General features: G+C 68.0%; 20 protein-coding genes. 13 read left to right on the top strand and 7 right to left on the bottom strand.

Going from position 1 to position 24,156, the window contains the following annotated elements; genetic code table 11:
* Positions 1 to 143: 143 nt before the first annotated feature.
* The 4 genes from rplI to rpsF all read right to left on the bottom strand — a co-directional run bounded on the left by rplI (position 144) and on the right by rpsF (position 1,855).
* Positions 144 to 590 (bottom strand): 50S ribosomal protein L9, encoded by a 447-nt coding sequence (gene rplI / locus ACWCXB_RS15475; protein WP_450722975.1) that lies wholly within the window; start codon positions 588 to 590, stop codon positions 144 to 146.
* Positions 591 to 608: 18 nt separating this feature from the next.
* Positions 609 to 845 carry a 30S ribosomal protein S18 gene (gene rpsR, locus ACWCXB_RS15480; RefSeq protein ID WP_005315025.1) on the bottom strand — a complete coding sequence of 79 codons (237 nt, stop codon included), beginning with the start codon at positions 843 to 845 and terminating at the stop codon, positions 609 to 611.
* A gap of 72 nt (positions 846 to 917) precedes the next feature.
* Positions 918 to 1,493 carry a single-stranded DNA-binding protein gene (locus tag ACWCXB_RS15485; protein ID WP_450722977.1) on the bottom strand — a complete coding sequence of 192 codons (576 nt, stop codon included), beginning with the start codon at positions 1,491 to 1,493 and terminating at the stop codon, positions 918 to 920.
* 71 nt (positions 1,494 to 1,564) lie between these two features.
* Positions 1,565 to 1,855: a 30S ribosomal protein S6 gene (rpsF, locus tag ACWCXB_RS15490; protein WP_004950685.1), complete on the bottom strand. Its 291-nt coding sequence runs from the start codon at positions 1,853 to 1,855 to the stop codon at positions 1,565 to 1,567.
* Positions 1,856 to 2,137: 282 nt separating this feature from the next.
* Between rpsF and ACWCXB_RS15495 the strand changes: the two genes are divergently transcribed.
* The 3 genes from ACWCXB_RS15495 to ACWCXB_RS15505 all read left to right on the top strand — a co-directional run bounded on the left by ACWCXB_RS15495 (position 2,138) and on the right by ACWCXB_RS15505 (position 4,778).
* Entirely contained in the window at positions 2,138 to 2,452 is a 315-nt protein-coding gene (locus ACWCXB_RS15495; protein ID WP_450722979.1) for a hypothetical protein, read from the top strand.
* A 110-nt stretch (positions 2,453 to 2,562) separates the two neighbouring features.
* On the top strand, positions 2,563 to 3,681 hold the full coding sequence (locus ACWCXB_RS15500) for a lipid II:glycine glycyltransferase FemX (RefSeq protein ID WP_450722981.1): 1,119 nt from the start codon (positions 2,563 to 2,565) through the stop codon (positions 3,679 to 3,681).
* A 65-nt stretch (positions 3,682 to 3,746) separates the two neighbouring features.
* Positions 3,747 to 4,778 carry an alanine racemase gene (locus ACWCXB_RS15505; protein WP_450722983.1) on the top strand — a complete coding sequence of 344 codons (1,032 nt, stop codon included), beginning with the start codon at positions 3,747 to 3,749 and terminating at the stop codon, positions 4,776 to 4,778.
* A 69-nt stretch (positions 4,779 to 4,847) separates the two neighbouring features.
* Here the strand turns inward: ACWCXB_RS15505 and ACWCXB_RS15510 are convergent, their stop codons facing one another.
* Both ACWCXB_RS15510 and ACWCXB_RS15515 read right to left on the bottom strand, forming a co-directional pair.
* Positions 4,848 to 6,362 carry a glycosyltransferase family 87 protein gene (locus tag ACWCXB_RS15510; RefSeq protein WP_450722985.1) on the bottom strand — a complete coding sequence of 505 codons (1,515 nt, stop codon included), beginning with the start codon at positions 6,360 to 6,362 and terminating at the stop codon, positions 4,848 to 4,850.
* A gap of 171 nt (positions 6,363 to 6,533) precedes the next feature.
* Positions 6,534 to 9,251 carry a transglycosylase domain-containing protein gene (locus tag ACWCXB_RS15515; RefSeq protein ID WP_450722987.1) on the bottom strand — a complete coding sequence of 906 codons (2,718 nt, stop codon included), beginning with the start codon at positions 9,249 to 9,251 and terminating at the stop codon, positions 6,534 to 6,536.
* A gap of 361 nt (positions 9,252 to 9,612) precedes the next feature.
* On the opposite strand from ACWCXB_RS15515, the gene ACWCXB_RS15520 reads away from it, so the two are divergent.
* The 3 genes from ACWCXB_RS15520 (at position 9,613) to ACWCXB_RS15530 (ending at position 12,876) form a co-directional block, all read left to right on the top strand.
* Positions 9,613 to 10,332, top strand: coding sequence for a helix-turn-helix transcriptional regulator (locus ACWCXB_RS15520; RefSeq protein ID WP_450722989.1), 720 nt, complete (start codon positions 9,613 to 9,615; stop codon positions 10,330 to 10,332).
* Between the two features lie 52 nt (positions 10,333 to 10,384).
* Positions 10,385 to 11,467 carry an inositol-3-phosphate synthase gene (locus ACWCXB_RS15525; RefSeq protein ID WP_450722991.1) on the top strand — a complete coding sequence of 361 codons (1,083 nt, stop codon included), beginning with the start codon at positions 10,385 to 10,387 and terminating at the stop codon, positions 11,465 to 11,467.
* A 158-nt stretch (positions 11,468 to 11,625) separates the two neighbouring features.
* A complete protein-coding gene (locus ACWCXB_RS15530) occupies positions 11,626 to 12,876 on the top strand; it encodes an MFS transporter (RefSeq protein WP_450722993.1) in 1,251 nt (416 codons plus the stop codon).
* Positions 12,877 to 12,971: 95 nt separating this feature from the next.
* Here ACWCXB_RS15530 and ACWCXB_RS15535 read toward each other — a convergent pair whose 3' ends face one another.
* A complete protein-coding gene (locus tag ACWCXB_RS15535; protein ID WP_450722995.1) occupies positions 12,972 to 14,438 on the bottom strand; it encodes a CCA tRNA nucleotidyltransferase in 1,467 nt (488 codons plus the stop codon).
* Positions 14,439 to 14,616: 178 nt separating this feature from the next.
* On the opposite strand from ACWCXB_RS15535, the gene ACWCXB_RS15540 reads away from it, so the two are divergent.
* The 7 genes from ACWCXB_RS15540 to trxA all read left to right on the top strand — a co-directional run bounded on the left by ACWCXB_RS15540 (position 14,617) and on the right by trxA (position 24,118).
* Complete coding sequence (locus ACWCXB_RS15540; RefSeq protein ID WP_450722997.1) at positions 14,617 to 16,914, top strand: DUF6049 family protein; 2,298 nt, start codon at positions 14,617 to 14,619, stop codon at positions 16,912 to 16,914.
* A gap of 45 nt (positions 16,915 to 16,959) precedes the next feature.
* Positions 16,960 to 19,158: a murein biosynthesis integral membrane protein MurJ gene (gene murJ, locus ACWCXB_RS15545; RefSeq protein WP_450722999.1), complete on the top strand. Its 2,199-nt coding sequence runs from the start codon at positions 16,960 to 16,962 to the stop codon at positions 19,156 to 19,158.
* 121 nt (positions 19,159 to 19,279) lie between these two features.
* Complete coding sequence (locus ACWCXB_RS15550) at positions 19,280 to 20,980, top strand: protein kinase family protein (RefSeq protein WP_450723001.1); 1,701 nt, start codon at positions 19,280 to 19,282, stop codon at positions 20,978 to 20,980.
* A gap of 31 nt (positions 20,981 to 21,011) precedes the next feature.
* The gene (gene sigM / locus ACWCXB_RS15555) at positions 21,012 to 21,716 is read left to right on the top strand and encodes an RNA polymerase sigma factor SigM (RefSeq protein WP_450723003.1); all 705 of its coding nucleotides are present in this window, start codon (positions 21,012 to 21,014) and stop codon (positions 21,714 to 21,716) included.
* Positions 21,713 to 22,630 (top strand): anti-sigma factor family protein, encoded by a 918-nt coding sequence (locus ACWCXB_RS15560; protein WP_450723005.1) that lies wholly within the window; start codon positions 21,713 to 21,715, stop codon positions 22,628 to 22,630. The genes sigM and ACWCXB_RS15560 overlap by 4 nt, the downstream gene beginning before the upstream one ends.
* 125 nt (positions 22,631 to 22,755) lie before the next feature.
* Entirely contained in the window at positions 22,756 to 23,721 is a 966-nt protein-coding gene (gene trxB, locus ACWCXB_RS15565) for a thioredoxin-disulfide reductase (protein WP_450723007.1), read from the top strand.
* A 55-nt stretch (positions 23,722 to 23,776) separates the two neighbouring features.
* Complete coding sequence (gene trxA, locus ACWCXB_RS15570) at positions 23,777 to 24,118, top strand: thioredoxin (RefSeq protein WP_450723009.1); 342 nt, start codon at positions 23,777 to 23,779, stop codon at positions 24,116 to 24,118.
* The last annotated feature ends 38 nt before the right edge of the window (positions 24,119 to 24,156 follow it).

The following is a 24,156-nucleotide window of genomic DNA, read 5'->3' on the forward strand; positions in this document are numbered from 1 at the left end:
CACGCTGCCCGGGGGCCGCCGCCCCCCCCCGGGCGGCTGCACCGCCCGGGGCGCCCCCGGCGCACCCCGGCTTTTACCCGTCACACGCCGCGCGGCCCCCCCCCCGGGGGGGGGCGCCCCTCTCATGCTCTTCGAGCGGTCGCTCAGGCAGCGACGACCTCGATGCCGAGGTTGGCAGCAACCTCGGGGTGCAGACGCACGGACACCTGGTGCGAGCCCAGGGTCTTGATCGGCGAACCGAGCTCGACGCGGCGCTTGTCGACGTCCGGGCCACCGGCGGACTTGATCGCCGAGGCGATGTCAGCCGGGGTGACGGAGCCGAAGAGGCGGCCGGCGTCGCCGGAGCGAACGGCCAGACGCACCTTCACGCCCTCGAGCTTGGCCTTGATCTCGTTGGCCTGCTCGATGGTCGCGATCTCGTGGATCTTGCGAGCGCGACGGATCTGCGCGACGTCCTTCTCGCCACCCTTGGTCCAGCGGATCGCGAAACCGCGCGGGACCAGGTAGTTGCGAGCGTAGCCGTCCTTGACGTCGACGACGTCGCCGGCAGTGCCGAGGCCGGAGACCTCGTGGGTGAGGATGATCTTCATGTGTTGGTCACCCTTCCCTTAGCGCGCGGTGGACGTGTAGGGCAGCAGCGCCATCTCACGGCTGTTCTTGACGGCCGTGGCGACGTCACGCTGGTGCTGCGTGCAGTTGCCGGTCACGCGACGGGCACGGATCTTGCCGCGGTCGGAAATGAACTTCCGCAGCATGTTCGTGTCCTTGTAGTCCACGTACGCGGTCTTGTCCTTGCAGAATGCGCAGACCTTCTTCTTCGGCTTGCGCACAGGCGGCTTCGCCATGGTGTATCTCCTGTGTGATCAAGAAGTGGGGGTACGAGCTGTCCCTGGGACGGATCCCGATGGGACTGATCCCTAGAAGGGAGGCTCGTCCGAGTAGCCGCCGCCGGAGCCTCCGCCCCAGCTGCCACCGCTGCCGCCCTGCTGCTGGCCGCCGGCCGGCGCACTGGTGGCCCAGGGGTCGTCGGCGGGAGCACCGCCGCTGCCCTGCTGGCCACCGCCGGGACCGCCGCCCCAGCTGCCGCCGCCCTGCTGGCCGCCGCCGTAGCCGCCCTGACCACCGCGACCGGTGGTCTTGGTGACCTTGGCCGTGGCGTTCTTGAGGCTGGGGCCGACTTCCTCGACGTCCAGCTCGTAGACCGTGCGCTTGACGCCCTCGCGGTCCTCGTAGGACCGCTGCTTCAGCCGGCCCTGCACGACGACGCGCATGCCTCGCTGGAGCGACTCGGCGACGTTCTCCGCCGCCTGACGCCAGACCGAGCAGGTGAGGAAGAGGCTCTCGCCGTCCTTCCACTCATTGGTCTGACGGTCGAAGGTGCGGGGAGTGGACGCGACGCGGAACTTCGCGACCGCCGCACCGGACGGGGTGAAGCGCAGCTCGGGGTCGTCGACGAGATTGCCGACGACCGTGATGACGGTCTCGCCTGCCATGGGTGAACCTCTCGGCGGGATTGCTTGGCTGCTTGCTGCTACTCGAACCCGATGACCTCTGAGCTAGGTGCTCAGTGGGTCTCGGGACGGAGGACCTTGGTCCGGAGGACCGACTCGTTCAGGTTCATCTGGCGGTCGAGCTCCTTGACGACCGCAGGCTCGGCCTGCAGGTCGATGACCGAGTAGATGCCCTCGGGCTTCTTCTTGATCTCGTAAGCGAGACGACGACGGCCCCAGGTGTCGACCTTCTCCACCTTTCCGTTGCCCTCACGGACGACGGAGAGGAAGTTCTCGATCAGCGGGGAGACAGCGCGCTCCTCGAGATCGGGGTCGAGGATGACCATCACCTCGTAGTGACGCATGTGGAACCCACCTCCTTTGGACTCAGCGGCCACGGTCGTTCCGTGGCAGGAGGGTCGTGATGCGTGAGCATCGATGTCTACGAGTAAATCAGGCCCCACTGACAATCGGCCTCGATGAGCGAGGGATCGAGTGCGGGGCTGGGCAGACACCGGTGCAGACCGTACACAGTACCTGCAGACCGGCTTCCGGTTGAAATCCGGCGGCCGGGCACCGCACTCTGGACGCATCGGTGTGGGCGGCGTCACAGTGCGCCGCCTTCCAGGAATGCCAGGAGGTGCTTCATGGCGCAAACGCAACCGAATCCCACCGGCTCTCTCTTCGCCACGGACGGCAAGCCCCATCCGCTCCAGGACGCCCTGATGGCCGCGACGCTGGTCCTGGGCGTCGTGGCCTTTGTGTCCGCGCAGTTCGACAGCCTCCACCTGCTCAGCTCGTGGTCCGGCCTGATCGGCATCCTCACCGGTGGGTACGGCCAGTTCATCTCGGTCACGACCCGCGAGCGCTTCCTGACGGTCATCGGACTCGGTGCCGCTGCCGTCGGCTTCTTCCTCGGGATGGCAAACGGCGGGCTCTTCGGCGGGCTGATCGGCTACTAGGCCCCCGTTCCCCCGCGGCCACGCGGGGCGCTCCCCACGCCCAGTAGGCTTCGGCGCGAGAGCCGGAGCCCCTGTACCCATGGGGACACACCTGCCGAGGAGCGCCCCGCATGAGCCTGACCCTGAGGACCATCAGCCGAGAGCAGCATCTGGCATACATCCAGAGCCTGCCTGCGGCGAGTCACTGCCAGGTCCCGGCGTGGGCGGACGTCAAGACGGAATGGCGCTCCGAGAACCTCGGCTGGTTCGACAAGAGCGGTGAGCTCGTCGGAGTCGGGCTCGTCCTGTACCGCCAGCTGCCCAAGATCAAGCGGTACCTGGCGTATCTGCCCGAGGGCCCGGTGATCAACTGGTATGCCCCGAACCTGGACGACTGGCTGCAGCCGATGCTGGCCCACCTCAAGAACCAGGGCGCCTTCTCCGTGAAGATGGGTCCGCCGGTCGTCATCCGCCGCTGGGACGCCCCGGCGATCAAGGCGGGCATCCAGGACCCGGATGTGAAGCGACTGCGTGATGTCGAGGCCACCCACATCGAGCCGCGCGCCTTCGAGGTGGCGGACCGGCTCCGCAAGATGGGCTGGCAGCAGGGCGAGGACGGCGGCGCCGGCTTCGGTGACGTCCAGCCCCGGTACGTCTACCAGGTGCCGCTGGCCAACCGGTCGCTCGACGACGTCCTCAAGGGCTTCAACCAGCTGTGGCGGCGCAACATCAAGAAGGCCGAAAAGGCAGGCGTCGAGGTCGTCCAGGGCAGCTACGACGACCTCGCCGAGTGGCAGCGGCTGTACGAGATCACGGCCGTGCGGGACCACTTCCGCCCGCGCCCGCTCTCGTACTTCCAGCGCATGTGGACGGTGCTGAACAACGAGGACCCGAACCGCATGCGCCTCTACTTCGCGCGGCACGACGGCGTGAACCTGTCGGCGGCGACGATGCTCGTCGTCGGCGGCCATGTCTGGTACTCCTACGGAGCGTCCGACAACATCGGGCGCGAGGTCCGGCCCTCGAACGCGATGCAGTGGCGGATGCTGCGCGACGCGTACGCCATGGGCGCCACCGTCTACGACCTGCGGGGCATCAGCGACTCGCTCGACGAGACCGACCACCTCTTCGGCCTGATCCAGTTCAAGGTCGGCACGGGCGGAGAGGCAGTCGAATACGTCGGGGAGTGGGACTTCCCCCTCAACAAGCTGCTGCACAAGGCGCTCGACATCTACATGTCGCGCCGCTGATTCTTCCGTAATCTCGCTCATATCGCAGATACACCGCTGCCACCAGAAAGGTTCCGGTCCCGGCCATGGCGCTCTCCCTCTACGTCGACACCGCGCGCTGGCGGGCGCACCAGAAGTCCGTGATCGACCAGTTCCCGGGCCTCGTACCGGTCTGCAAGGGCAACGGCTACGGGTTCGGCCACGAGCGGCTCGCCGAGGAGACGACCCGCTTCGGCTCGGACATGCTCGCCGTCGGCACGACCTACGAAGCGGCCCGGATAAAGGACTGGTTCAGCGGCGACCTTCTCGTCCTCACCCCGTTCCGTCGGGGCGAGGAACCGGTTCCACTGCCGGACCGGGTCATCCGCTCCGTCTCGTCGGTCGACGGGGTGCACGCCCTGGTCGGCGCACGCGTCGTCATCGAGTGCATGAGCTCCATGAAGCGCCACGGCGTCTCCGAGCAGGAACTGGGCCAGCTGCACGCCGCGATCGAGGACGTACGCCTCGAAGGCTTCGCGCTGCACCTGCCGCTGGACCGCACGGACGGCTCCGACGCGGTCGAAGAGGTCATCGGCTGGATGGACCGGCTGCGCGCCGCCAGGCTGCCGCTGCACACCATGTTTGTGAGCCATCTGCGCGCCGAGGAACTGGCCCGCCTGCAGCAGCAGTTCCCGCAGACCCGCTTCCGCGCCCGGATCGGCACCCGGCTGTGGCTCGGCGACCACGAGGCGACCGAGTACCGCGGCTCCGTCCTCGACGTCACCCGCGTCGCCAAGGGCGACCGCTTCGGCTACCGCCAGCAGAAAGCCGCGTCGGACGGCTGGCTCGTGGTCGTCGCCGGCGGCACCTCCCACGGCGTCGGCCTGGAGGCGCCGAAGGCCCTGCACGGCGTCATGCCGCGCGCCAAGGGCGTCGCCCGCGCCGGCCTGGCCACGGTCAACCGCAACCTCTCGCCGTTCGTCTGGGCGGGCAAGCAGCGCTGGTTCGCCGAGCCGCCGCACATGCAGGTCTCGATCCTGTTCGTCCCCGCGGACGCCGAGGAGCCGAAGGTCGGCGACGAGCTCGTTGCCCATCTGCGCCACACGACCACGCAGTTCGACCGCCTGGTCGACCACTAGGCGCCGCGCCCCGGGGGCTACGGCGCGGCCGTGGCCCCGGGGCCCTGACAGGCGTGCCCGTGGCCCCGGTCAGCCCGCGGTGGTCCCCGTGGACCCTGCGGCGCTCTTCATCCCCCACTCCACCCGGGGCCCCTCCACCGCGTGTGCCGCGTGCCGCGGCGGATGCGCCGCCCGGCCGAGCACGAACACATCCGGCGCCCTGTCCAGCACACCGCCCGAAGGGTCGTCCGACCCGTCCTGCCGTACGACGTCCCGCTCCGGCATCAGGATGTCCCGGACAACCACCGCGCACAGGTAGAGCGTCCCCAGCAGATGCAGGGCGATCGCCAGCTGATAGCCCTCCTGCGGCAGCCCCTGGTGCTTGTCGCCGCTCGTCGTGTACGCGAGATACATCCAGATGCCCAGGAAGTACATGACCTCGCAGGCCTGCCAGATCAGGAAGTCCCGCCAGCGCGGCCGGGCAAGTGCGGCAAGCGGGATGAGCCACAGTACGTACTGCGGTGAGTAGACCTTGTTGGTGAGGATGAAGGCAGCCACGGCCAGGAAGGCGAGTTGGGCGAACCGCGGTCGGCGCGGTGCGGTCAGGGCCAGCGCCGCGATGCCCGCGCACGCCAGGATCATCAGCAGCGTCGCGTACGTGTTGACGGCGTCGACGTCCAGCTGCTCGCCCGTGCGCTGCGTGATGATCAGCCAGAAGGAGCCGAAGTCGACCCCCCGCTCGCGACTGAAGCTGTAGAACAACTTCCAACCCTCGGGCGCGAGCAGCATCACCGGCAGGTTCACCGCCAGCCAGGCGCCTGCCGCACCCAGTAGTGCCGCCCCGTACTCCCGGTACTTGCCGGCCCGCCAGCAGAGCACCAGCAGCGGTCCGAGCAGCAGCACCGGATAGAGCTTGGCCGCAGTCGCCAGGCCGATGAGGATGCCGAAGGCCAGAGAACGTCCGCGCGACCACATCAGCATCGCCGCGGCTGTGAGGGCCACCGCGAACAGGTCCCAGTTGATGGTGGCGGTGAGGGCGAACGCGGGCGCCAGGGCGACCAGCAGCCCGTCCCAGGGGCGCCTGCGGTGGGTGCGGGTGACGCAGACCGCGATGACGACGGTGCAGATGAGCAGCATGCCCGCGTTGGCCATCCAGTACGCCTGCTCGCGCTGCTGGACAGAGCCGTCGAAGGGCAGGATCAGCCAGGCGGCGACCTGCATGAACAGCCCCGTGAGGACCGGGTACTCGAGATACTCCATGTCGCCGCCGAGCCGGTCGAAGTACGGCACAAGACCGTCGGCGAAGCCCCGCCCGAGAAAGAGGTGCGGGATGTCGGAGTAGCAGGCGTGGGTGTACTGCGAGCCGGCGCCCCGGAACCACGCCCACTCGTAGCAGGGGATCTTCTGCACCATGCCCAGCGCGAACATCCCGATCGCTACCAGCGCGACGACCCGTACGGGTGTGAACGAGCTGCTGCCGACCCGTGCAAAGCGGCCCAGCGGTCCGCCGATCAGCTCACTGCCGGCCGCGGCGACCTCGTCCCGCTGTGTGGGACGTACCACCGGCTGGTCCTGGCGCGTGCTCGTCTTCTCTGGGCTCGGCATAGGAACATCCTGCCGTACCGGGCTGTGCCGAGGGGCGGCGGCGATCCGCCGGCGGCACGGAAGCGATACCGCTCGGTGCCGTTCGGGTTGTCCACGACGGCAGAAGGCGGTCGCACGGGAAATAACGCTTCCTGTGCGACCGCCTCTTGGCCGGTACGAAACGTCAGGCCGTCAGCCCTCCGAGCCTGCGAGCCAGCCGCTGTTTCCGTTGCCCGGTTTTCCGTTGCCACCGGTGTCTGTGGGCGATGGGCTGGTGGTCACACCGCCGTCCGTCGTGCCACCGTCGGTCACTCCGCCCGCGTCGGTGCCGGTGGTGTCACCACCGCCGTCCTGGCCCGCGGTCGGGGTGCAGTTCCAGTCGAACGGGCGGCAGGAGTTGTTCGGGCCGGGCGACTTGGAGGGGGTTTCCGAGGGGATCCCGGACGGGCTCTCGGACGGGCTCCCGGAAGGCGACGAGGACGGCGTCGGGGTGGGGCTGGGCTGACCACCGCCGTAGACGGCCTCGGCGTCGAGAGGCTCCGGCTCCGGGAAGCGGATCACTTCCGCGTTCTCCAGCGCTCCCGACATGTATTCCTTGAAGATCTCGGACGGGAACGACGCACCGTGGATCTTCTTCTGGCCACCCGTGCCGAACATTTCGAGGAACTTGCGGTTTTTGCTCTCCGCGTTGTCGTCCATCCGGTACATGTCGATGGCGGTCGCCAGCTGGGGTGTGTATCCCACGAACCAGGCGGACTTGTTGCCGTCGGTGGTACCGGTCTTGCCGGCGACCTGACGGCCCGGGAGCTTGGCGTTGGTACCCGTGCCCTTCTCGACGACGTCCACCAGCACATCGGTCACATTGCTCGCGATGTTGGACGGGAAGGCCACCTTGGCCTTGTCCTCGTGCTCGTAGATGGTCTTCCCGCGCCTCTCGACCTTCGTGACCGAGTACGGATCGCGCTGCTTTCCGTTGGCCGCGAACGTCGCGTACGCCCCCGCCATGCGGATGGCGCTGGGGCTGGAGATACCGATCGAGAACGACGGGACGTTGGCCTTGACGAGGCTGTTCTCCCGCAGGCCGGCGGCGACCGCCGTCTGCCTGACGTTGTCGATGCCGACGTCCATGCCCAGCTGGACAAAGGGCGAGTTGGCCGAGTGGATCATGGCTTCGCGCAGGGTGATGTCCTTGTACGACTCCTGGCCGTCATTGGTCTGCAGCCACTCCTCGCCCTTCTCGTTCCGCCAGACGTCCCCGTTGTACAGCTTGATCTTGAGCTTGTTGACGCCGTTGTACTTGCTCTTGTCGGGGTCGACACGCCTGCGGGTCTCCGGCCCCTGAACCGGGCCGAGCTCGGGATCGCGCACACCGTCCTTCATCGCCGCGGCGAGAACGAAGGGCTTGAAGGTCGATCCGACCTGGGCACCGGTCTCGTCGGCGTTGTTGGTGAAGTGCTTGGTCGCGTTCTCACCGCCGTAGATGGCAACGATCGCGCCGGTCTTCGGGTCCACCGAGGCGCCGCCGAACTGGACGTGGGTGTCCTTGTCCGGGCGCTTCTTGGGATCGATGTTCTCCTTGTAGACCTTCTTGACGGCCTTCTCGAGCAGATTGACCTTTGTCTTGTCGAAGGTCGTGTGGATCTCGTAGCCGCCCTTTGTCAGGTCCTCGGCGGTGATGCCACGGTCGTTGCTGTTGACGAAGTTGGCCTTGGCCAGGTCGACCAGATAGCCGACCTGACCGTTGAGCTGCGCGTTCTTCTTCGGCTTCAGGGGCATGGGGAACTTCGTGAACGTGGCACGCTCCGCAGCATCGAGGTGGCCGTCCTTGACCATCTCGTCGAGGATCCACGTCCAGCGCTTGGTGGCGCGCTCGGTGTTGTCCTTTGCGTTGGCCTTGGGGTCGATCTCCGGAGCGCCGGCCGGGTCGTAGTACGTGGCGCCCTTGAGCAGCGACGCGAGGAGTGCGCACTGGCTCGCGTTGAGCTTCTTGGCGTCCGTGCCGTAGTACGTGCGAGCTGCGGCCTGGATTCCGTAGGCACCGCGTCCGTAGTACGCGGTGTTCAGGTAGCCCTCCATGATCTCGGGCTTGTCCAGCGTGGCGCCGACCCTGATGGAGATGAACAGCTCCTTGAACTTACGGCTCAGGGTCTGTTCCTGGTTCAGCCGCGTGTTCTTGACGTACTGCTGCGTGATCGTCGAGCCACCCTGGGTCTGCTGGCCCCTCGCCATGTTGAAGATGGCACGCCCGATACCCATCGGGTCGACGCCCGAGTCCTTCAGGAAGGTCTTGTTCTCCGCCGAGATCACCGCGTTCTGCATGTCCACCGGGATCTGCTCGATTCCGATGATCTGCCGGTTGATCTCACCACCGGTGGCGGCCATCTGCGAGCCGTCCGCCCAGTAGTAGACGTTGTTCTCCGCCTTCGAGGCGAGGGTGGGGTTGGGCACCTCCACCATGGCGTACGCGATCGTCCCCGCCGCCATCAGGCTGCCTAGGAAGGCCAGGCAGAGCCCGGTCATGAGCTTCCACGACGGGACCCAGCGCCGCCAGCCGTACTTGTCGTGGCGCGGATAGTCGATCAGCCGCTTCTTGCCGGGGCTGCCGCCCCGCCCGCGGCCGCCCGGTCCGCCGTGGCCACCGCCTCCGCCACGTCGGCCCCCACCGTGGCCGCCGTAGCCCGTTCCACCACCCTCGGCGGCCCTTCTACGCCCCCCACCGCCGCGCTGAGCGGCGCGCCGGGCTTCGGCGCGTCCGCCGTACGGCTGCTCCTGCCCGTACGCGTCGGAAGGGGATCCGGTGCTGGCGCCCCTGGGGGCTGCGCGGCGGCCTGAGGGCTGCTGGGCGGCGCGCCTGGCCGCGGCACGTCCGCCACCCTGGGGCTGCGGCAGTTTGCGACGGTGCTCGCTCATCGAACGACTACTCCTCGGGCAGGCATGAACGCCTGGAAGCGGCAGTTGAGATCCGGTCCCCCCGCAATGAATACGGACCAGCCCGGCGACGGGCTCATCCGTGATGCATCCAGGACGATGACGCTCCCTGGCGTCACACGGTTCCCGGTGGTCTGCATGCCGCACAGACTACGCACGACCAAAACCTGCCTATCGGCATAATTCACCCGAAATCAGGCAACTCAATTGCTGCGAATTGACGATGTGATGCCGGTCACGATGACTCCCCTTGTCGCGACAGAGCCGCCGTTCTATCGTCTGGATGTATCGAATCGATACATCAGAACGGCATAGGAGCCGGGGAAGACGGAGGAGGCGATCGATGAGCAGGCGCTCCGGCATCCTCGAGTTCGCCGTTCTCGGCCTGCTCCGTGAGGCTCCGATGCACGGGTACGAGCTGCGCAAGCGGCTCAATACGTCGCTGGGAATCTTTCGGGCCTTCAGTTACGGGACCCTCTACCCCTGCCTCAAGACGCTGGTCGCCAACGGCTGGTTGATCGAGGAGCCGGGCAGCGCTCCTGAGGACGCCCTCGCCGCCTCCCTCGCCGGCCGCCGGGCAAAGATCGTCTACCGGCTGACGGCGGAAGGTAAGGAGCATTTCGAGGAGCTCCTCTCCCACACCGGCCCCGACACCTGGGAGGACGAGCACTTCGCCGCCCGGTTCGCCTTCTTCGGGCAGACGGAGCGCGAGGTGCGGATGCGCGTGCTGGAGGGCCGGCGCAGCCGGCTGGAGGAGCGTCTGGAGAAGATGCGCGCCTCCCTCGCCCGTACGCGCGAGCGCCTCGACGACTACACGCTTGAGCTGCAGCGCCACGGCATGGAGTCCGTGGAGCGCGAAGTGCGCTGGCTGAACGAGCTCATCGAGAGCGAGCGGGCGGGGCGGGATCAGCGACGATCCTCCGCCCCCGGGGAAGCCGCTCAGCAGGACACCACATCTGGAGAGACGGGCGGCCTGCCCCGGCACCGGGGCGAAGTGCCCCCTGAGGGGAGCTCGTCCGGGCACCCCGACGCGCCGGATCCGTCCGATGACACCACCAAGTGAGGCCCTGCATCCACGCAGGGTCTCGTACGAGAACAAACAGGGAGCAACCGGAATGGGTTCGGTTCGCGTAGCCATCGTCGGCGTAGGCAACTGCGCCGCCTCGCTGGTGCAGGGCGTCGAGTACTACAAGGACGCCGACCCGGCCGCCAAGGTGCCGGGTCTGATGCACGTCCAGTTCGGCGAGTACCACGTCCGGGACGTCGAGTTCGTGGCCGCCTTCGATGTCGACGCGAAGAAGGTCGGCCTCGACCTCGCGGACGCCATCGGTGCCAGCGAGAACAACACCATCAAGATCTGCGACGTGCCGTCCACGGGCGTGAAGGTCCAGCGGGGCCACACCCTCGACGGTCTGGGCAAGTACTACCGCGAGACCATCGAGGAGTCCCCCGAGGCCCCGGTCGACGTCGTCCAGATCCTCAAGGACAAGCAGGTCGACGTGCTCGTCTGCTACCTGCCGGTGGGCTCCGAGGCCGCCGCGAAGTTCTACGCGCAGTGCGCCATCGACGCCAAGGTCGCCTTCGTCAACGCTCTCCCGGTCTTCATCGCCGGCACCAAGGAGTGGGCGGACAAGTTCACCGAGGCCGGTGTCCCGATCGTCGGCGACGACATCAAGTCGCAGGTCGGCGCCACCATCACGCACCGTGTCATGGCGAAGCTGTTCGAGGACCGGGGCGTCATCCTGGACCGCACGATGCAGCTGAACGTCGGCGGCAACATGGACTTCAAGAACATGCTCGAGCGTGAGCGCCTGGAGTCCAAGAAGATCTCCAAGACGCAGGCCGTCACCTCCCAGATCCCGGACCGGGAACTCGGTGAGAAGAACGTGCACATCGGCCCGTCGGACTACGTGGCCTGGCTCGACGACCGCAAGTGGGCGTACGTGCGCCTGGAGGGCCGTGCGTTCGGTGACGTCCCCCTGAACCTGGAGTACAAGCTCGAGGTGTGGGACTCCCCGAACTCTGCGGGTGTCATCATCGACGCCCTGCGCGCGGCGAAGATCGCCAAGGACCGGGGGATCGGCGGCCCGATCCTGTCGGCGTCCTCGTACTTCATGAAGTCCCCGCCGGTCCAGTACTTCGACGACGAGGCGCGCGAGAACGTCGAGAAGTTCATCAGGGGTGAGGTCGAGCGCTAGCGAGACTGAGCTCAGCGCGCTAGCGAGCAGCACAGCGCGCTGAGCAGACAGAGCGCAGCGCGCCGGCGAGACAGCAGGCCGGCGCTTGTCCTGCCGGACATGTGAGGGTCCCCGTGGCTTCTGCCCGGGGACCCTCTTCCTGTGTGACGCTTGCGCACATGCCTGTCGTACGTGATCTGCGCGTACTCCTGCGCCTGAGGAACTTCCGCCGACTGCTCACCGTGCGGCTGCTCTCGCAGTCAGCCGACGGCGTCTACCAGGTGGCGCTCGCCACGTACGTCGTCTTCTCACCGGAGAGGCAGACCTCGCCCGGCGCGATCGCCTCCGCGATGGCCGTGCTGCTGCTGCCGTACTCGCTCGTCGGCCCCTTCGCGGGCGTCCTCCTGGACCGCTGGCAGCGCCGTCAGGTTTTCCTCTACGGCAATCTCCTCCGAGCCGTGCTCGCTGCCGGCACCGCGGTGCTGATTGTCGGCGCTGTTCCCGACTGGCTCTTCTACGTCTCCGCGCTCTCCGTCACGGCCGTCAATCGGTTCATCCTGGCCGGACTGTCCGCCGCGCTGCCACGCGTCGTCGATGAGGAGCGGCTCGTCATGGCCAACTCCCTCTCACCGACCGCGGGGACGCTTGCCGCGACCGCGGGCGGTGCGCTCGCCGTCGCCCTACGCGTGGTCGCCCACGGCTCCGACGCCACGGTGGTACTGCTGGGCGCCGCGGTCTATCTCTGCGCCGGACTCGCCTCTCTGCGCATGGCGCGGGAGCTGCTCGGGCCTGATCCGGAGCTCGTGCAGTCACGGCTGGGCGCCGCCGTCGCCTCGACAGTCCGCGGCCTTGTGGGCGGGCTGCGCCACTTGGCGGAGCGCCAGGTCGCCGCCCGCGCCCTGGCAGCCATGACTCTGCTCCGCTTCTGCTACGGCGCGCTGACCGTCATGGTGCTGATGCTCTGCCGGTACGCATGGTCGGAGACGGAGTCCGAGGGGCTCACTCTTCTGGGTCTCGCCGTAGGGATCTCGGGGGCAGCCTTCTTCACTGCGGCCGCCATCACGCCATGGGCGGTCGCACGGCTCGGAGAGTACGGCTGGGTGGCGACCTGCGCAGGAGTGGCGGCGATTCTCGTGCCGGCACTTGGACTCCCCTTCGCCCCCGCACCGATGTTCATCGCTGCGTTCGTCCTCGGGGTCAACACCCAGGGAGCCAAGATCGCCACCGACACGGTCGTGCAGACCTCCATCGACGACGCCTTCCGTGGCCGGGTGTTCTCCCTCTACGACGTGGTGATCAACGTTGCCTTCGTGGCCGCCGCGGGCGTGGCCGCCCTGATGCTGCCACCGGACGGCAGGTCAGTGCCGCTCGTCCTCTCGGTCGCCGCCCTCTATGCCGCCGTAGCGACTGCCATGGCCCGTTGGCGCTAGGGGCGATGTTTCACGTGAAACATCGCCCCTCGACCAGTCGACCCTGGCGTGTTTCACGTGAAACATCACTCGCGTGAAACGGGCCACGGTCGGACTCAGCCCTGCTTGGCCCACCACTCCTTGAGCGCGGCGACGGCGGCCTCGTGCTGCATGGGCCCGTTCTCCAGCCGCAGCTCCAGGAGGGCCTGGTACGCCCTGCCGACCACGGGCCCGGGGCCGACGCCAAGGATTTCCATGATCTGGTTGCCGTCGAGGTCCGGGCGGATCGAGTCCAGTTCCTCCTGCTCCTTGAGCTGGGCGATGCGCTCCTCGAGCCCGTCGTAGGCGCGCGACAGTGCGCTCGCCTTCCGCTTGTTCCGAGTGGTGCAGTCCGAGCGGGTCAGCTTGTGCAGCAGCTCCAGCAGTGGGCCGGCATCCCGTACGTAGCGCCGCACCGCCGAGTCGGTCCACTCGCCGGTGCCGTAGCCGTGGAAGCGCAGATGCAGCTCAACCAGCCGCGAGATGTCCTTGACCATGTCGTTGGAGTACTTGAGCGCCGTCAGCCGCTTCTTGGTCATCTTGGCGCCCACGACCTCGTGGTGGTGAAAGGAAACCCGGCCGTCCGTCTCGAACCTGCGGGTCCTCGGCTTCCCGATGTCGTGAAGCAGCGCGGCCAGACGCAGCACAAGATCCGGGCCGCTCTCCTCCAGCTCGATCGCCTGATCCAACACGGTCAGTGAGTGCTCGTACACATCCTTGTGCCGGTGGTGCTCATCGCTCTCCAGGCGGAGCGCCGGCAGTTCAGGGATGAAGTGTTCGGCAAGACCGGTGTCGACAAGGAGCGCCAGGCCCTTCCGGGGATACGGGGAGAGGATCAGCTTGTTGAACTCGTCACGGATCCGCTCGGCGGAGACGATCTCGATTCGGTCCGCCATCCCATTCATCGCGGTGACAACCTCGGGCGCCAGCTCGAAGTCCAGCTGGGCCGCGAAGCGTGCAGCCCGCAGCATGCGCAGCGGGTCGTCCGAGAAGGAGTCCTCGGGGGCACCGGGAGTGCGGAGCACTCGCGTCGCGAGATCCTCCAGGCCTCCGTGCGGGTCGATGAACTCCTTCTCCGGCAGCGCGACGGCCATCGCGTTCACGGTGAAGTCGCGGCGGACAAGGTCCTCCTCGATGGAGTCGCCGTAGGACACCTCGGGCTTGCGCGAGGTCCGGTCATAGGCCTCGGAGCGGTAGGTCGTGACCTCGATCTGAAAGCGCTGAAGAACGTCTCCGACGCGGGCGTCCTTCTGGCAGCCGACCGTGCCGAATGCAATCCCCACCTCCCACACCGAGTCCGCCCACGGCCGGACGATCTTCAGAACGTCCTCGGGGCGGGCGTCGGTCGTGAAGTCGAGATCATTACCGAGCCTGCCGAGCAGCGCATCCCGGACCGAGCCGCCGACCAGGGCTAGGCTGAACCCGGCTTCCTGGAACCGGCGGGCCAGGTGATCGGCGACAGGGGACACCCGCAGCAGTTCGCTGACCGCGCGGCGCTGCACGTGGCTCAGTGCAGTGGGGTTGTCTTCGTTGGCATTCGGCACAACAGAAAAGGGTACGTGCCCGCGCGGACCCGGGCTTCCCTGTTTTCAGCGCGTCCGCCACTCTTACGATCTTGAGGAGCGGTCCCCAGCACTTCATCACAGCGCGCCTCGTTACCATTCGTGGACGCACCTAGCGACACCCACCAACGGCAACAGACGACAAGGGACGGACGAGCGCGTGGCCGAGGCGGCAGAATTCCAGGGGATGGGCCCCTCTCCTGCCCGCCGGTGGCTGCGGCGCACAGCTGCCCTCATCGCGGGAACACCACTGCTGGCCGCTCTGGTCTATGTACCGGCGGCCTCACCCGCGCACGCCGCCGAGGACGCCACCGGCTCCCGCACCGTGGACGTGTCTCTCGACTCGCTGACGCCCAGCGCCCCTGTGAAAGACGACACCCTCACCATCACGGGCACCGTGACGAACAAGGGCAAGGAACCGGTCACGGACGCACAGGTCGATCTGAGGGTCGGGCCGCGTATGGAGGGACGCCCGGAGATCGACGAGGCCTCTCAGCGCACCGGCTACTCGCCGGGCAGCGACGCCGAGAAGCTCGGCGATCCGTACACCGTCAAGCTCCCCAAGCTGGCGGCCGGGATCAGCGAAGACTTCGCGCTGACCGTTCCGGTCGGCAAGCTCGGGCTCGACCAGGACGGTGTGTACCAGCTCGGGGTGTCGCTCTCCGGACGGACTCCGAGCGAGCCGTACGACCAGGTGCTGGGCATCGAGCGGACCTTCCTGCCCTGGCAGCCGGAGGCCGCCGAGAAGAAGACCCAGCTCACCTTCCTCTGGCCGCTCATCTCCACGACGCATCTGTCCGCCGAGACCGGCTCGGACGAACAGCAGACGCCGATCTTCGAGAACGACACCCTCGCCGCTGAGCTCGCCCCCGGTGGCCGGCTCGAGCAGCTCGTCTCGCTCGGCAGCGAGCTCCCCGTGACCTGGGTCATCGACCCGGATCTGCTGGCCACGGTCGACGCGATGACCCGGAACTACCGGATCAAGAACGGCACGGACGGCACGATCGCGGGCCGGAACCAGGCCGTGGCCAAGAAATGGCTGAGCTCGCTCGAGAAGGCGGTACAGGACAGCAAGGTCGTCGCTCTGCCGTTCGCCGACCCTGATCTGGCATCCCTCGCACATCGCGGTAAGGACGTCTCCGGGGCGCTCAGCCAGCTTCAGCCGGCCACCGCGGTCGCCGAGACGACCGTGGAGACGATCCTCCATGTGGAGCCGTCCATAGACTTCGCCTGGCCGGTGGAGGGTGCGATCGACCCATCGATCGTCGATGTGGCGACCTCGGCGGGAGCACACAAGATCATCGCCCGTAGCGACAGCCTCCGGGAGACCGGCTCGGTGTCCTACACGCCGTCCGCGGCACGGCCCATCGGTGGCGGTACGACGGCTGTCGTCGCGGACGAACGGCTCTCCACGGTCTTCCAGGGGGACATGGCCGAGGCCGGGAACTCGACCCCCGCGGTTCAGAAGTTCCTCGCGCAGGCGCTCGCGCTGACCCTTCAGGCGCCGGACAAGCAGCGCAGCATCGTGGTCGCCCCGCAGCGCACGCCGTCGGCCTCCCAGGCACAGACGATGGCGAGCGCGCTGCACGGTCTCGCCGGACAGCGCTGGACCCAGCCACTGGACCTGATCGCGGCCGCGGCCGCGAAGCCCGACCCCGACGCCACCACCGGCGTGCCGGGTGCTTCCCGATACCCCGACCGGCTCCGCGCACGGGAGCTGCCGCTCCAGACCTTCCAGGACATCAAGTTCACCCAGGAAACCCTCGACAACTTCAAGGTCATCCTGACCGCACCGGACCGGGTGGTGACCCCGTTCGGCAATGCGATCAACCGGGAGATGTCCACATCCTGGCGCGGAAAGACAAGCGCCGCGGCCGACTACCGCAGAGGTGTGCAGAGCTTCCTGGAGGACCTCAGCACAGAGGTGCGGCTGATCCAGAAGTCGGCTGTGACACTGTCGGGCCGTAGCGCCACCATCCCCGTGACCGTGCAGAACAAGCTCCTCCAAGGCGTCGACAACCTCGTTCTCCGACTCACGTCTTCGAACCCCACGCGCCTCGAACTCGGCGAGGACAACATCGTCGCCGAGAAGCAGATCAAGATCGAAGGCGGGCACAGCCAGTCGGTGAAGTTCACGGCAGCGGCCAATGCCAACGGTCCGGTGCAGGTGACGGCACAGCTCTACACGATGGACGGCAAGCTGTACGGCGGCCCGATGACCTTCACTGTCAGGGCTTCCGAGATCACCCCGACCGTGATGCTCGTCATCGCGGGCGGCGTACTGTTGCTCGTCCTCGCGGGCGTCAGGATGTACACCCAGCGAAAGCGCGCTGCTGCCCGCGGGACGGTTGCCCTGGCCGATGAGGGCGACGACCCCGAGCAGCCGAGTGACCCCGCACCGGACACCGGACCGGAAAGCGGGGACCCGTCGGGCACGGGTGAGAAAGTGGACCGTTGAGCGATGTCGTGGCCGGTCGGCCGGGGACGATGAGGTGGGGTAACCATGAACGCGCCGTACGACGGTGACCGTGGGCAGGGCGCGGGCAACACCGCGCCCTCCCCGGGGACTCAGTACCCCGCGCCCGGTCCGCAGCGGGCGGATCAGTCGGCGGCCGGCCAGGCGCCCACGCCGTCGCCCGAGCCCGCCACGGACCCGTACGTCGACGACGCGTACGCGCACGACCCCTACCGGGAGCAGGACCTCTCCGTTCAGGACCCCGTGTCGGAGGCGCTCTATGACCGTGCCGCCCACCCGCCGCCGCACGGCAGCTACCCGCAGCCACAGTCGCTCTACCAGCAGCCACCCGCCCAGCAGCATGCGCCGGACCCGCGGGTCTGGGCCCAGACCCCGCCGCCCGAGCCGGATGGCCCGTCGCGTCGTCTGCCCTACGGGGACGACACCCGCAGCGTCCAGTTCACCGGCGTCGACGAGCTCGTGACCAGGGCCGGGGAGGACGAGCAGGAGCCGGACGCGTTCGCCCATCTCTACCGGGACCAACAGGGATCCGGTCAGCCACCGGCCTCGTCCGTACCGGAACCGGCGGCACCGGCACCCGCCCCGAAGAAGGCGGGCGGCCGGGCATCAGGGCTGCTCAAGTCCAGCGCGGTCATGGCGGCGGGCACGCTGGTGTCGCGTCTCACAGGTTTTGTCCGCAGTCTGGTGATCACCGGTGCGCTGGGGGCGGCGCTGCTCGGTGACGCCTTCACGGTCGCCTACACGCTCCCGACGATGATCTACATCCTCACCGTCGGCGGCGGCCTCAACTCGGTCTTCGTGCCGCAGTTGGTGCGCGCCATGAAGAACGACGAGGACGGCGGCGAAGCCTACGCCAACCGGCTGCTGACTCTTGTGATGGTCGCGCTCGGCGCCATCGTCGTCATCGCCGTGTTCGCCGCGCCGCTGCTGATCCAGTTGATGTCGGCCACGATCGCCAACGACCCGCCGGCGAACAGTGTCGCCGTCACCTTCGCCCGCTACTGCCTGCCCACGATCTTCTTCATGGGTGTGCACGTGGTGATGGGCCAGATCCTCAACGCACGCGGGAAGTTCGGCGCGATGATGTGGACCCCGGTCCTCAACAACATCGTCATGATCTTCACCTTCGGGCTCTTCATCTGGGTGTACGGCACGTCGGCCGAAACCCAGATGAGCGTGCAGACGATCCCGCCGGAGGGTGTCCGGCTGCTGGGCATCGGCACCCTGCTCGGGCTGGCCGTCCAGGCGCTCGCGATGATCCCCTACCTTCGCGAGACGGGCTTCCGCTTCCGCCCCCGCTTCGACTGGAAGGGCCAGGGACTCGGCAAGACGGTCAAGCTCGCCAAGTGGACCGTTCTGTTCGTCCTCGCCAACCAGGCAGGCGTTCTCGTGGTCACCCAGCTCGCCACCGCCGCCGGTGAGGCCTCCGGCAAGGACGGGGCAGGATTCCTGGCCTACTCCAACGCCCAGCTGATCTGGGGCATGCCGCAGGCGATCATCACCGTCTCGGTCATGGCCGCCCTGCTGCCCCGGATCTCCCGTGCCGCGCACGACGACGATCCCGGCGCCGTTCGCGACGACATTTCACAGGGCCTGCGCAACTCGGCCGTCGCGATCGTCCCGGTCGCCTTCACCTTCCTGGCGCTGGGTGTGCCGATGTGCACCCTGCTCTACGCCTCCAGCGGCGTCCAGGCCGCGCAGTCCATGGGCTTCATCCTCATGGCGTTCGGCCTCGGCCTGATCCCCTACTCGGTGCAGTACGTCGTGCTGCGGGGTTTTTACGCCTACGAGGACACCCGCACGCCCTTCTACAACACGGTCATCGTGGCCGCCGTCAACGCGGCCGCCTCGGCCGCCTGCTACGTCCTCCTCCCGGCAGAGTGGGCCGTGGTCGGCATGGCCGCCTCGTACGGTCTCGCGTACGCCGTCGGTGTCGGCATCGCCTGGCGCCGACTGCGGAACCGGCTGGGTGGCGACCTCGACGGTTCCCACGTGCTCCGCACCTACGCCCGGCTCTGCCTGGCGTCGGTCCCCGCAGCTCTCGCGGGCGGCGCGGTGGGCTTCCTTCTGCTGAGGACCATGGGCCAGGGAGCATTTGGATCGCTCGTCGCGCTTGTCGCCGGCGGGGCGGTCCTGCTGGGCGTCTTCTTCGTCGCCGCGAAGAAGATGAGGATCGAGGAGCTCAACGCCATGGTCGGCATGGTCCGCGGTCGTCTCGGGCGCTAGTACCCGGTCGTTCGCGCACAACCATCGTCCGCCACTGTGTGTCGTGCATAGCGTCGGACTGTGGGCACAATTGGCATGGCTGTTGGATATGGCGCAACGGATGGGGAGGCAGGGAACGACGGTGGCGGAACGTAGCAGTGCTGCCGTCGACGTGGCCGACAACAGCGGAGACGACCCGCTGGCCGCCAAGGCGGACAAGGCCACGACCGACGGGGTGGCGGAAGCCGACGACACGGGCAGCGAGCGCAGGAGCAGCGAGCAGCCCACCATCACGACGCCCGAGCTGCACAGCGGCCACAGGCTCGCCAGACGCTACCGACTCGAGGAGTGCGTCACCCGTCTGGACGGATTCAGCAGCTGGCGAGCAGTCGACGAGAAGCTGCGCCGTGCTGTGGGCGTCCATATCCTGCCCGCCGATCACCCGCGGGCCCGGTCCGTCCTCGCCGCGGCTCGCTCAGCGGCGCTCCTCGGCGATCCCCGCTTCGTCCAGGTGCTGGACGCCGTCGAGGAGAACGACCTCGTCTACGTCGTCCATGAGTGGCTGCCCGACGCCACGGAGCTCACCACACTGCTGGCCGCCGGGCCGATGGAGGCCCACGACGCCTACCAGCTGGTCAGCCAGCTCTCCCAGGCCATGGCGGCAGCGCACCGTGAGGGCCTGGCCCATCTGCGTCTCACCCCCAACGCGGTCCTGCGCAGCTCGACCGGCCAGTACCGGATCCGTGGGCTCGCCGTAAATGCCGCACTGCGCGGCATCAGCGCCGACCGTCCGCAGCGCACCGACACCAAAGCGATCGGTGCCCTGCTCTATGCCGCTCTCACCCAGCGCTGGCCGTACGAGAACGACGCCTACGGCCTCTCCGGACTGCCCAAGGGTGTCGGCCTCATCGCCCCCGACCAGGTACGGGCGGGAGTCCACCGCGGTCTCTCGGAGCTCGCAATGCGCGCCCTCGTCAACGACGGTGCCACCGCATCCAGGCAGGAGCTGCCCTGCACCACTCCGGACGAGCTGGCGAAGGCGGTCGCAGCCATGCCGCGCATCCGTCCGCCGGAGCCCGCTTTCACTCCACCACCGGAGTACCAGCGCACCACATACCAGCAGGGCACGTATGGGCGTCCCACCGCCCATGCCGGGGCCACCGCGCCCCAGCCCGTACCGGCTCCGCCCGCGCCGCTGGAGAGCCGCACCGGCAAGGTCCTCAAGTGGGTCGTGTCCGCGCTGCTCATCGCCGCACTGGGGCTGGGCAGCTGGCAGATCGCCGACAGGCTCCTCGACCGCGACACGGGCACCAAGGATCCCGGAAACAGCCAGACCACCGACGAGGACCAGAACGACAAGCCGAAGGCACCGGTACCCCTGGCGATCCAGGGCGCCGAGGAGTACGCCCCGGACGGTAAGCCGCAGAACGCCGCGGACGTCGGCAACACCTATGACGACGACAGTTCCTCGTACTGGCGCACCAAGTACTACCTCGACGGTCCCGACCTGGTTCCGTCGATCAAGCAGGGCGTGGGCATCGTCTACGACCTCGGCGACGCGAAGGACATTTCCGCCGCCTCGATAGCGCTGCGCTACTCGGGGCCCCACACCACGGTCTCGCTCTATGCGGTGGACTCCCTGTCGCCGTCCGGTCCCGTCGAATCCATGAAGAAGATCGCGACGACTCAGACCAGCGACAGTTCGGCGAAACTGACCATGAAGGAGTCCGTGAACAGCCGCTATGTGCTCCTGTGGATGACCGCGATGCCGTACTCACCGCAGGACGGCGTCAGCGGCGCAGGCTACAAGCAAGGCATCACGGACGTGAAGTTCACCGGCTGACGTCAGGGACACGTGGGGAGGGGGCTCACCGTTGGACAACGCCACACTTGGCGACGCAAGCGACCAGGATCTCCTGGAACGCCACGTCGCCGGCGATCCGGACGCCTTCGGTGAGCTCGTCCGGCGCCACCGTGATCGCCTCTGGGCCGTCGCCCTGCGAACACTGGGGGACCGCGAGGAAGCGGCCGACGCGGTCCAGGACGCCCTTGTCTCTGCCTTCCGGGCTGCGCACACCTTCCGTGGGCAGTCCGCGGTGACGACATGGCTCCACCGCATCACCGTCAACGCCTGTCTCGACCGGGCCCGCAAAGCGGCGTCCCGCAAGACGTCCCCCGTTGACGACACCGAGCGCCTGGAGCAGCTCCTCGAGCCCCATGAGTCCGCCGAGGCGCCCGCAGAACGCCAGGATCTCCACCGCGAGCTGCTGGCCGCCCTCGCCAAACTTCCCTCCGACCAGCGGGCCGCGCTGGTGCTGGTCGACATGCAGGGCTACCCGGTGGCGGAGGCCGCGCGCGTGCTGGACGTGCCTACGGGAACCGTGAAAAGCCGCTGCGCACGCGGGCGGGCACGATTGCTCCCCATGCTCACTCATCTGCGTAGCGACGCAGGGGATAGCAGCGGTCACGACAAGGGAAGGAACCGGACGCCGGGGACATCCGTCCCACCTGCGTCGGGACCAAGTGATGCAGGGCCAAGTGATCCTGCTGCTGTGAAGGGCGGAGGTGGGCGCGCGTGACCTCCACGACCGGCACGACTCAGCACCCGGATGTTTCCGAGATCTCCGATCTCACCGAAGGCATCCTGTCACCGTCCCGCCAGGCAGCCGTCAGGGAGCATCTGAACGGCTGTGCCCTGTGCGCCGAGGTACGCGCCTCCCTGGAGGAGATCCGCAGCCTCCTGGGGACGCTCCCGGGGCCGCCACGCATGCCCGCCGACATCGCCGGACGCATCGACGCCGCCTTGGCCGCCGAGGCACTGCTCAGTGCCACCGCCCCACACGACGAACCGACCGATGTTTCACGTGAAACATCGATCACTGAGCCGCAGAGCGCGCCTGTGCACCGCCCCGCAGGACATCCCCGCGCGGCCACGGGTCCCGGCCGGAGCCGTCCGACCCGGCGTCGGCGCCGTACTGCCGTTCTGAGCGCGGCCTTCGGTGTCGCTGCCGCCGGGGTGAGCATTCTGCTCCTCCAGTCCATCGGCACGGGCGGAGACGGGGCAGAGTCGACGAAGAGCGGCGTCAGCGCCGCCGATACCGCGTCCGACTTCTCGGAGCACCGGCTCCAGGCACGCGTCCACGCCTTGCTGGCCCCCTACAGCGCCGCGAAGGACAGCTGGCAGGGCGACACAAAACCGGCGCCCCGCCTGGAGACGGAATCCTCCGTCGGCCCCGAGGCCAGCCCTCGCTCCCCGATGCGCACACCGGCCGCAACTGTCCCCGCCTGCATCCAGAAGGGCACCGGCCGTACCGATCCGGCCCTTGCGGTCGAGCAGGGAACCTATGCAGGTATCGAGGCGTACCTCGTCGTGCTCCCGCACTCCAACAACAACTCTCAGGTCCAGGCATATGTGGTCGACGCGGCGTGTGTCGACACCGCGCCGTCCGGCAAGGGCGAGCTCCTGCTGACCCACGCCTACCCTCGCCCCTGATACTGCTGCCGTGCCGCTCGGCCTCCGCGGGAATGCACGCCCCGTAGGATCCGTTGGGTGGGGTGAGAGTCGTTGAACCCGCCCCAGTAGGCCGTAGGCAGTCTGCAGAGACGAGGAAGAAACCCGTGAGCGACGTCCGTAACGTGATCATCATTGGCTCCGGGCCGGCCGGCTACACGGCTGCGCTGTACACCGCGCGCGCGTCGCTGAAGCCGCTGGTGTTCGAAGGCGCCGTCACCGCCGGTGGTGCGCTCATGAACACCACCGAGGTGGAGAACTTCCCCGGCTTCCGCGACGGCATCATGGGGCCGGACCTGATGGACAACATGCGGGCGCAGGCCGAGCGCTTCGGTGCAGAGCTCGTCCCTGACGACGTCATCGCCGTGGACCTCGCTGGTGACATCAAGACCGTCACGGACACCGCAGGCACCGTGCACCGCGCCAAGGCCGTCATCATCACGACGGGCTCCCAGCACCGCAAGCTCGGCCTGCCTAACGAGGACGCACTCTCCGGTCGCGGTGTCTCCTGGTGCGCCACTTGCGATGGGTTCTTCTTCAAGGACCAGGACATCGCCGTTGTCGGCGGCGGCGACACCGCCATGGAGGAGGCCACCTTCCTCTCGCGCTTCGCCAAGTCGGTCACGATCGTCCACCGCCGCGACAGCCTTCGGGCCTCCAAGGCCATGCAGGAGCGCGCCTTCGCCGACCCGAAGATCAAGTTCGCCTGGGACAGCGAGGTCGCCGAGATCCACGGGGACCAGAAGCTCTCCGATCTGACGCTGCGCAACACCAAGACCGGGGAGACTTCCGAGCTGCCCGTCACCGGCCTGTTCATCGCTGTCGGCCACGACCCCCGCACCGAGCTGTTCAAGGGTCAGCTGGAGCTGGACGACGAGGGCTACCTCAAGGTCGACGCCCCTTCCACGCGCACCAACCTGTCCGGTGTCTTCGGCGCCGGTGATGTGGTTGACCACACCTACCGGCAGGCCATCACCGCTGCCGGCACCGGCTGCTCCGCCGCCTTGGATGCCGAGCGCTTCCTCGCCGCCCTCGCTGACGACGAGAAGACTGCGGCAGCGGCGACGGTCTGACCGGCCTGAGCTCAACGACCCCACACCCCACACCCCGCAAGTTAAGGAGGCCGCCGTGGCCCTGAAGAACGTGACCGACGCCACCTTCGAAGAGGACGTGCTCAAGAGCGACAAGCCCGTGCTCGTCGACTTCTGGGCCGCCTGGTGCGGCCCGTGCCGCCAGATCGCGCCGTCCCTGGAAGCGATCGCGGCCGAGCACGGCGACAAGATCGAGGTCGTCAAGCTCAACATCGACGAGAACCCGGCCACGGCTGCCAAGTACGGCGTGATGTCCATCCCGACGCTGAACGTCTACCAGAACGGCGAGGTCGCCCAGACCATCGTGGGCGCCAAGCCGAAGGCGATGCTCGTCCGTGAGCTCGACGCCTTCATCGGTGATGAGGTCGCCAAGGCCTGACGCGCCGCGCTTCGTTTCACGTGAAACACGAATGGGCC

Source organism: Streptomyces sp. NPDC001514 (genome assembly GCF_053597075.1).

Bases quoted from the DNA above. Each gene is read 5' to 3' on its own strand.
- ACWCXB_RS15530 (WP_450722993.1), top strand. From the start codon at position 11,626: ATGCCTGTCGTACGTGATCTGCGCGTACTCCTGCGCCTGAGGAACTTC.
- ACWCXB_RS15510 (WP_450722985.1), bottom strand. From the start codon at position 6,362: ATGCCGAGCCCAGAGAAGACGAGCACGCGCCAGGACCAGCCGGTGGTA.
- rplI (WP_450722975.1), bottom strand. From the start codon at position 590: ATGAAGATCATCCTCACCCACGAGGTCTCCGGCCTCGGCACTGCCGGC.
- ACWCXB_RS15485 (WP_450722977.1), bottom strand. From the start codon at position 1,493: ATGGCAGGCGAGACCGTCATCACGGTCGTCGGCAATCTCGTCGACGAC.
- ACWCXB_RS15500 (WP_450722981.1), top strand. From the start codon at position 2,563: ATGAGCCTGACCCTGAGGACCATCAGCCGAGAGCAGCATCTGGCATAC.
- ACWCXB_RS15495 (WP_450722979.1), top strand. From the start codon at position 2,138: ATGGCGCAAACGCAACCGAATCCCACCGGCTCTCTCTTCGCCACGGAC.
- murJ (WP_450722999.1), top strand. From the start codon at position 16,960: ATGAACGCGCCGTACGACGGTGACCGTGGGCAGGGCGCGGGCAACACC.
- ACWCXB_RS15505 (WP_450722983.1), top strand. From the start codon at position 3,747: ATGGCGCTCTCCCTCTACGTCGACACCGCGCGCTGGCGGGCGCACCAG.
- rpsR (WP_005315025.1), bottom strand. From the start codon at position 845: ATGGCGAAGCCGCCTGTGCGCAAGCCGAAGAAGAAGGTCTGCGCATTC.
- rpsF (WP_004950685.1), bottom strand. From the start codon at position 1,855: ATGCGTCACTACGAGGTGATGGTCATCCTCGACCCCGATCTCGAGGAG.
- ACWCXB_RS15515 (WP_450722987.1), bottom strand. From the start codon at position 9,251: ATGAGCGAGCACCGTCGCAAACTGCCGCAGCCCCAGGGTGGCGGACGT.
- ACWCXB_RS15520 (WP_450722989.1), top strand. From the start codon at position 9,613: ATGAGCAGGCGCTCCGGCATCCTCGAGTTCGCCGTTCTCGGCCTGCTC.
- ACWCXB_RS15525 (WP_450722991.1), top strand. From the start codon at position 10,385: ATGGGTTCGGTTCGCGTAGCCATCGTCGGCGTAGGCAACTGCGCCGCC.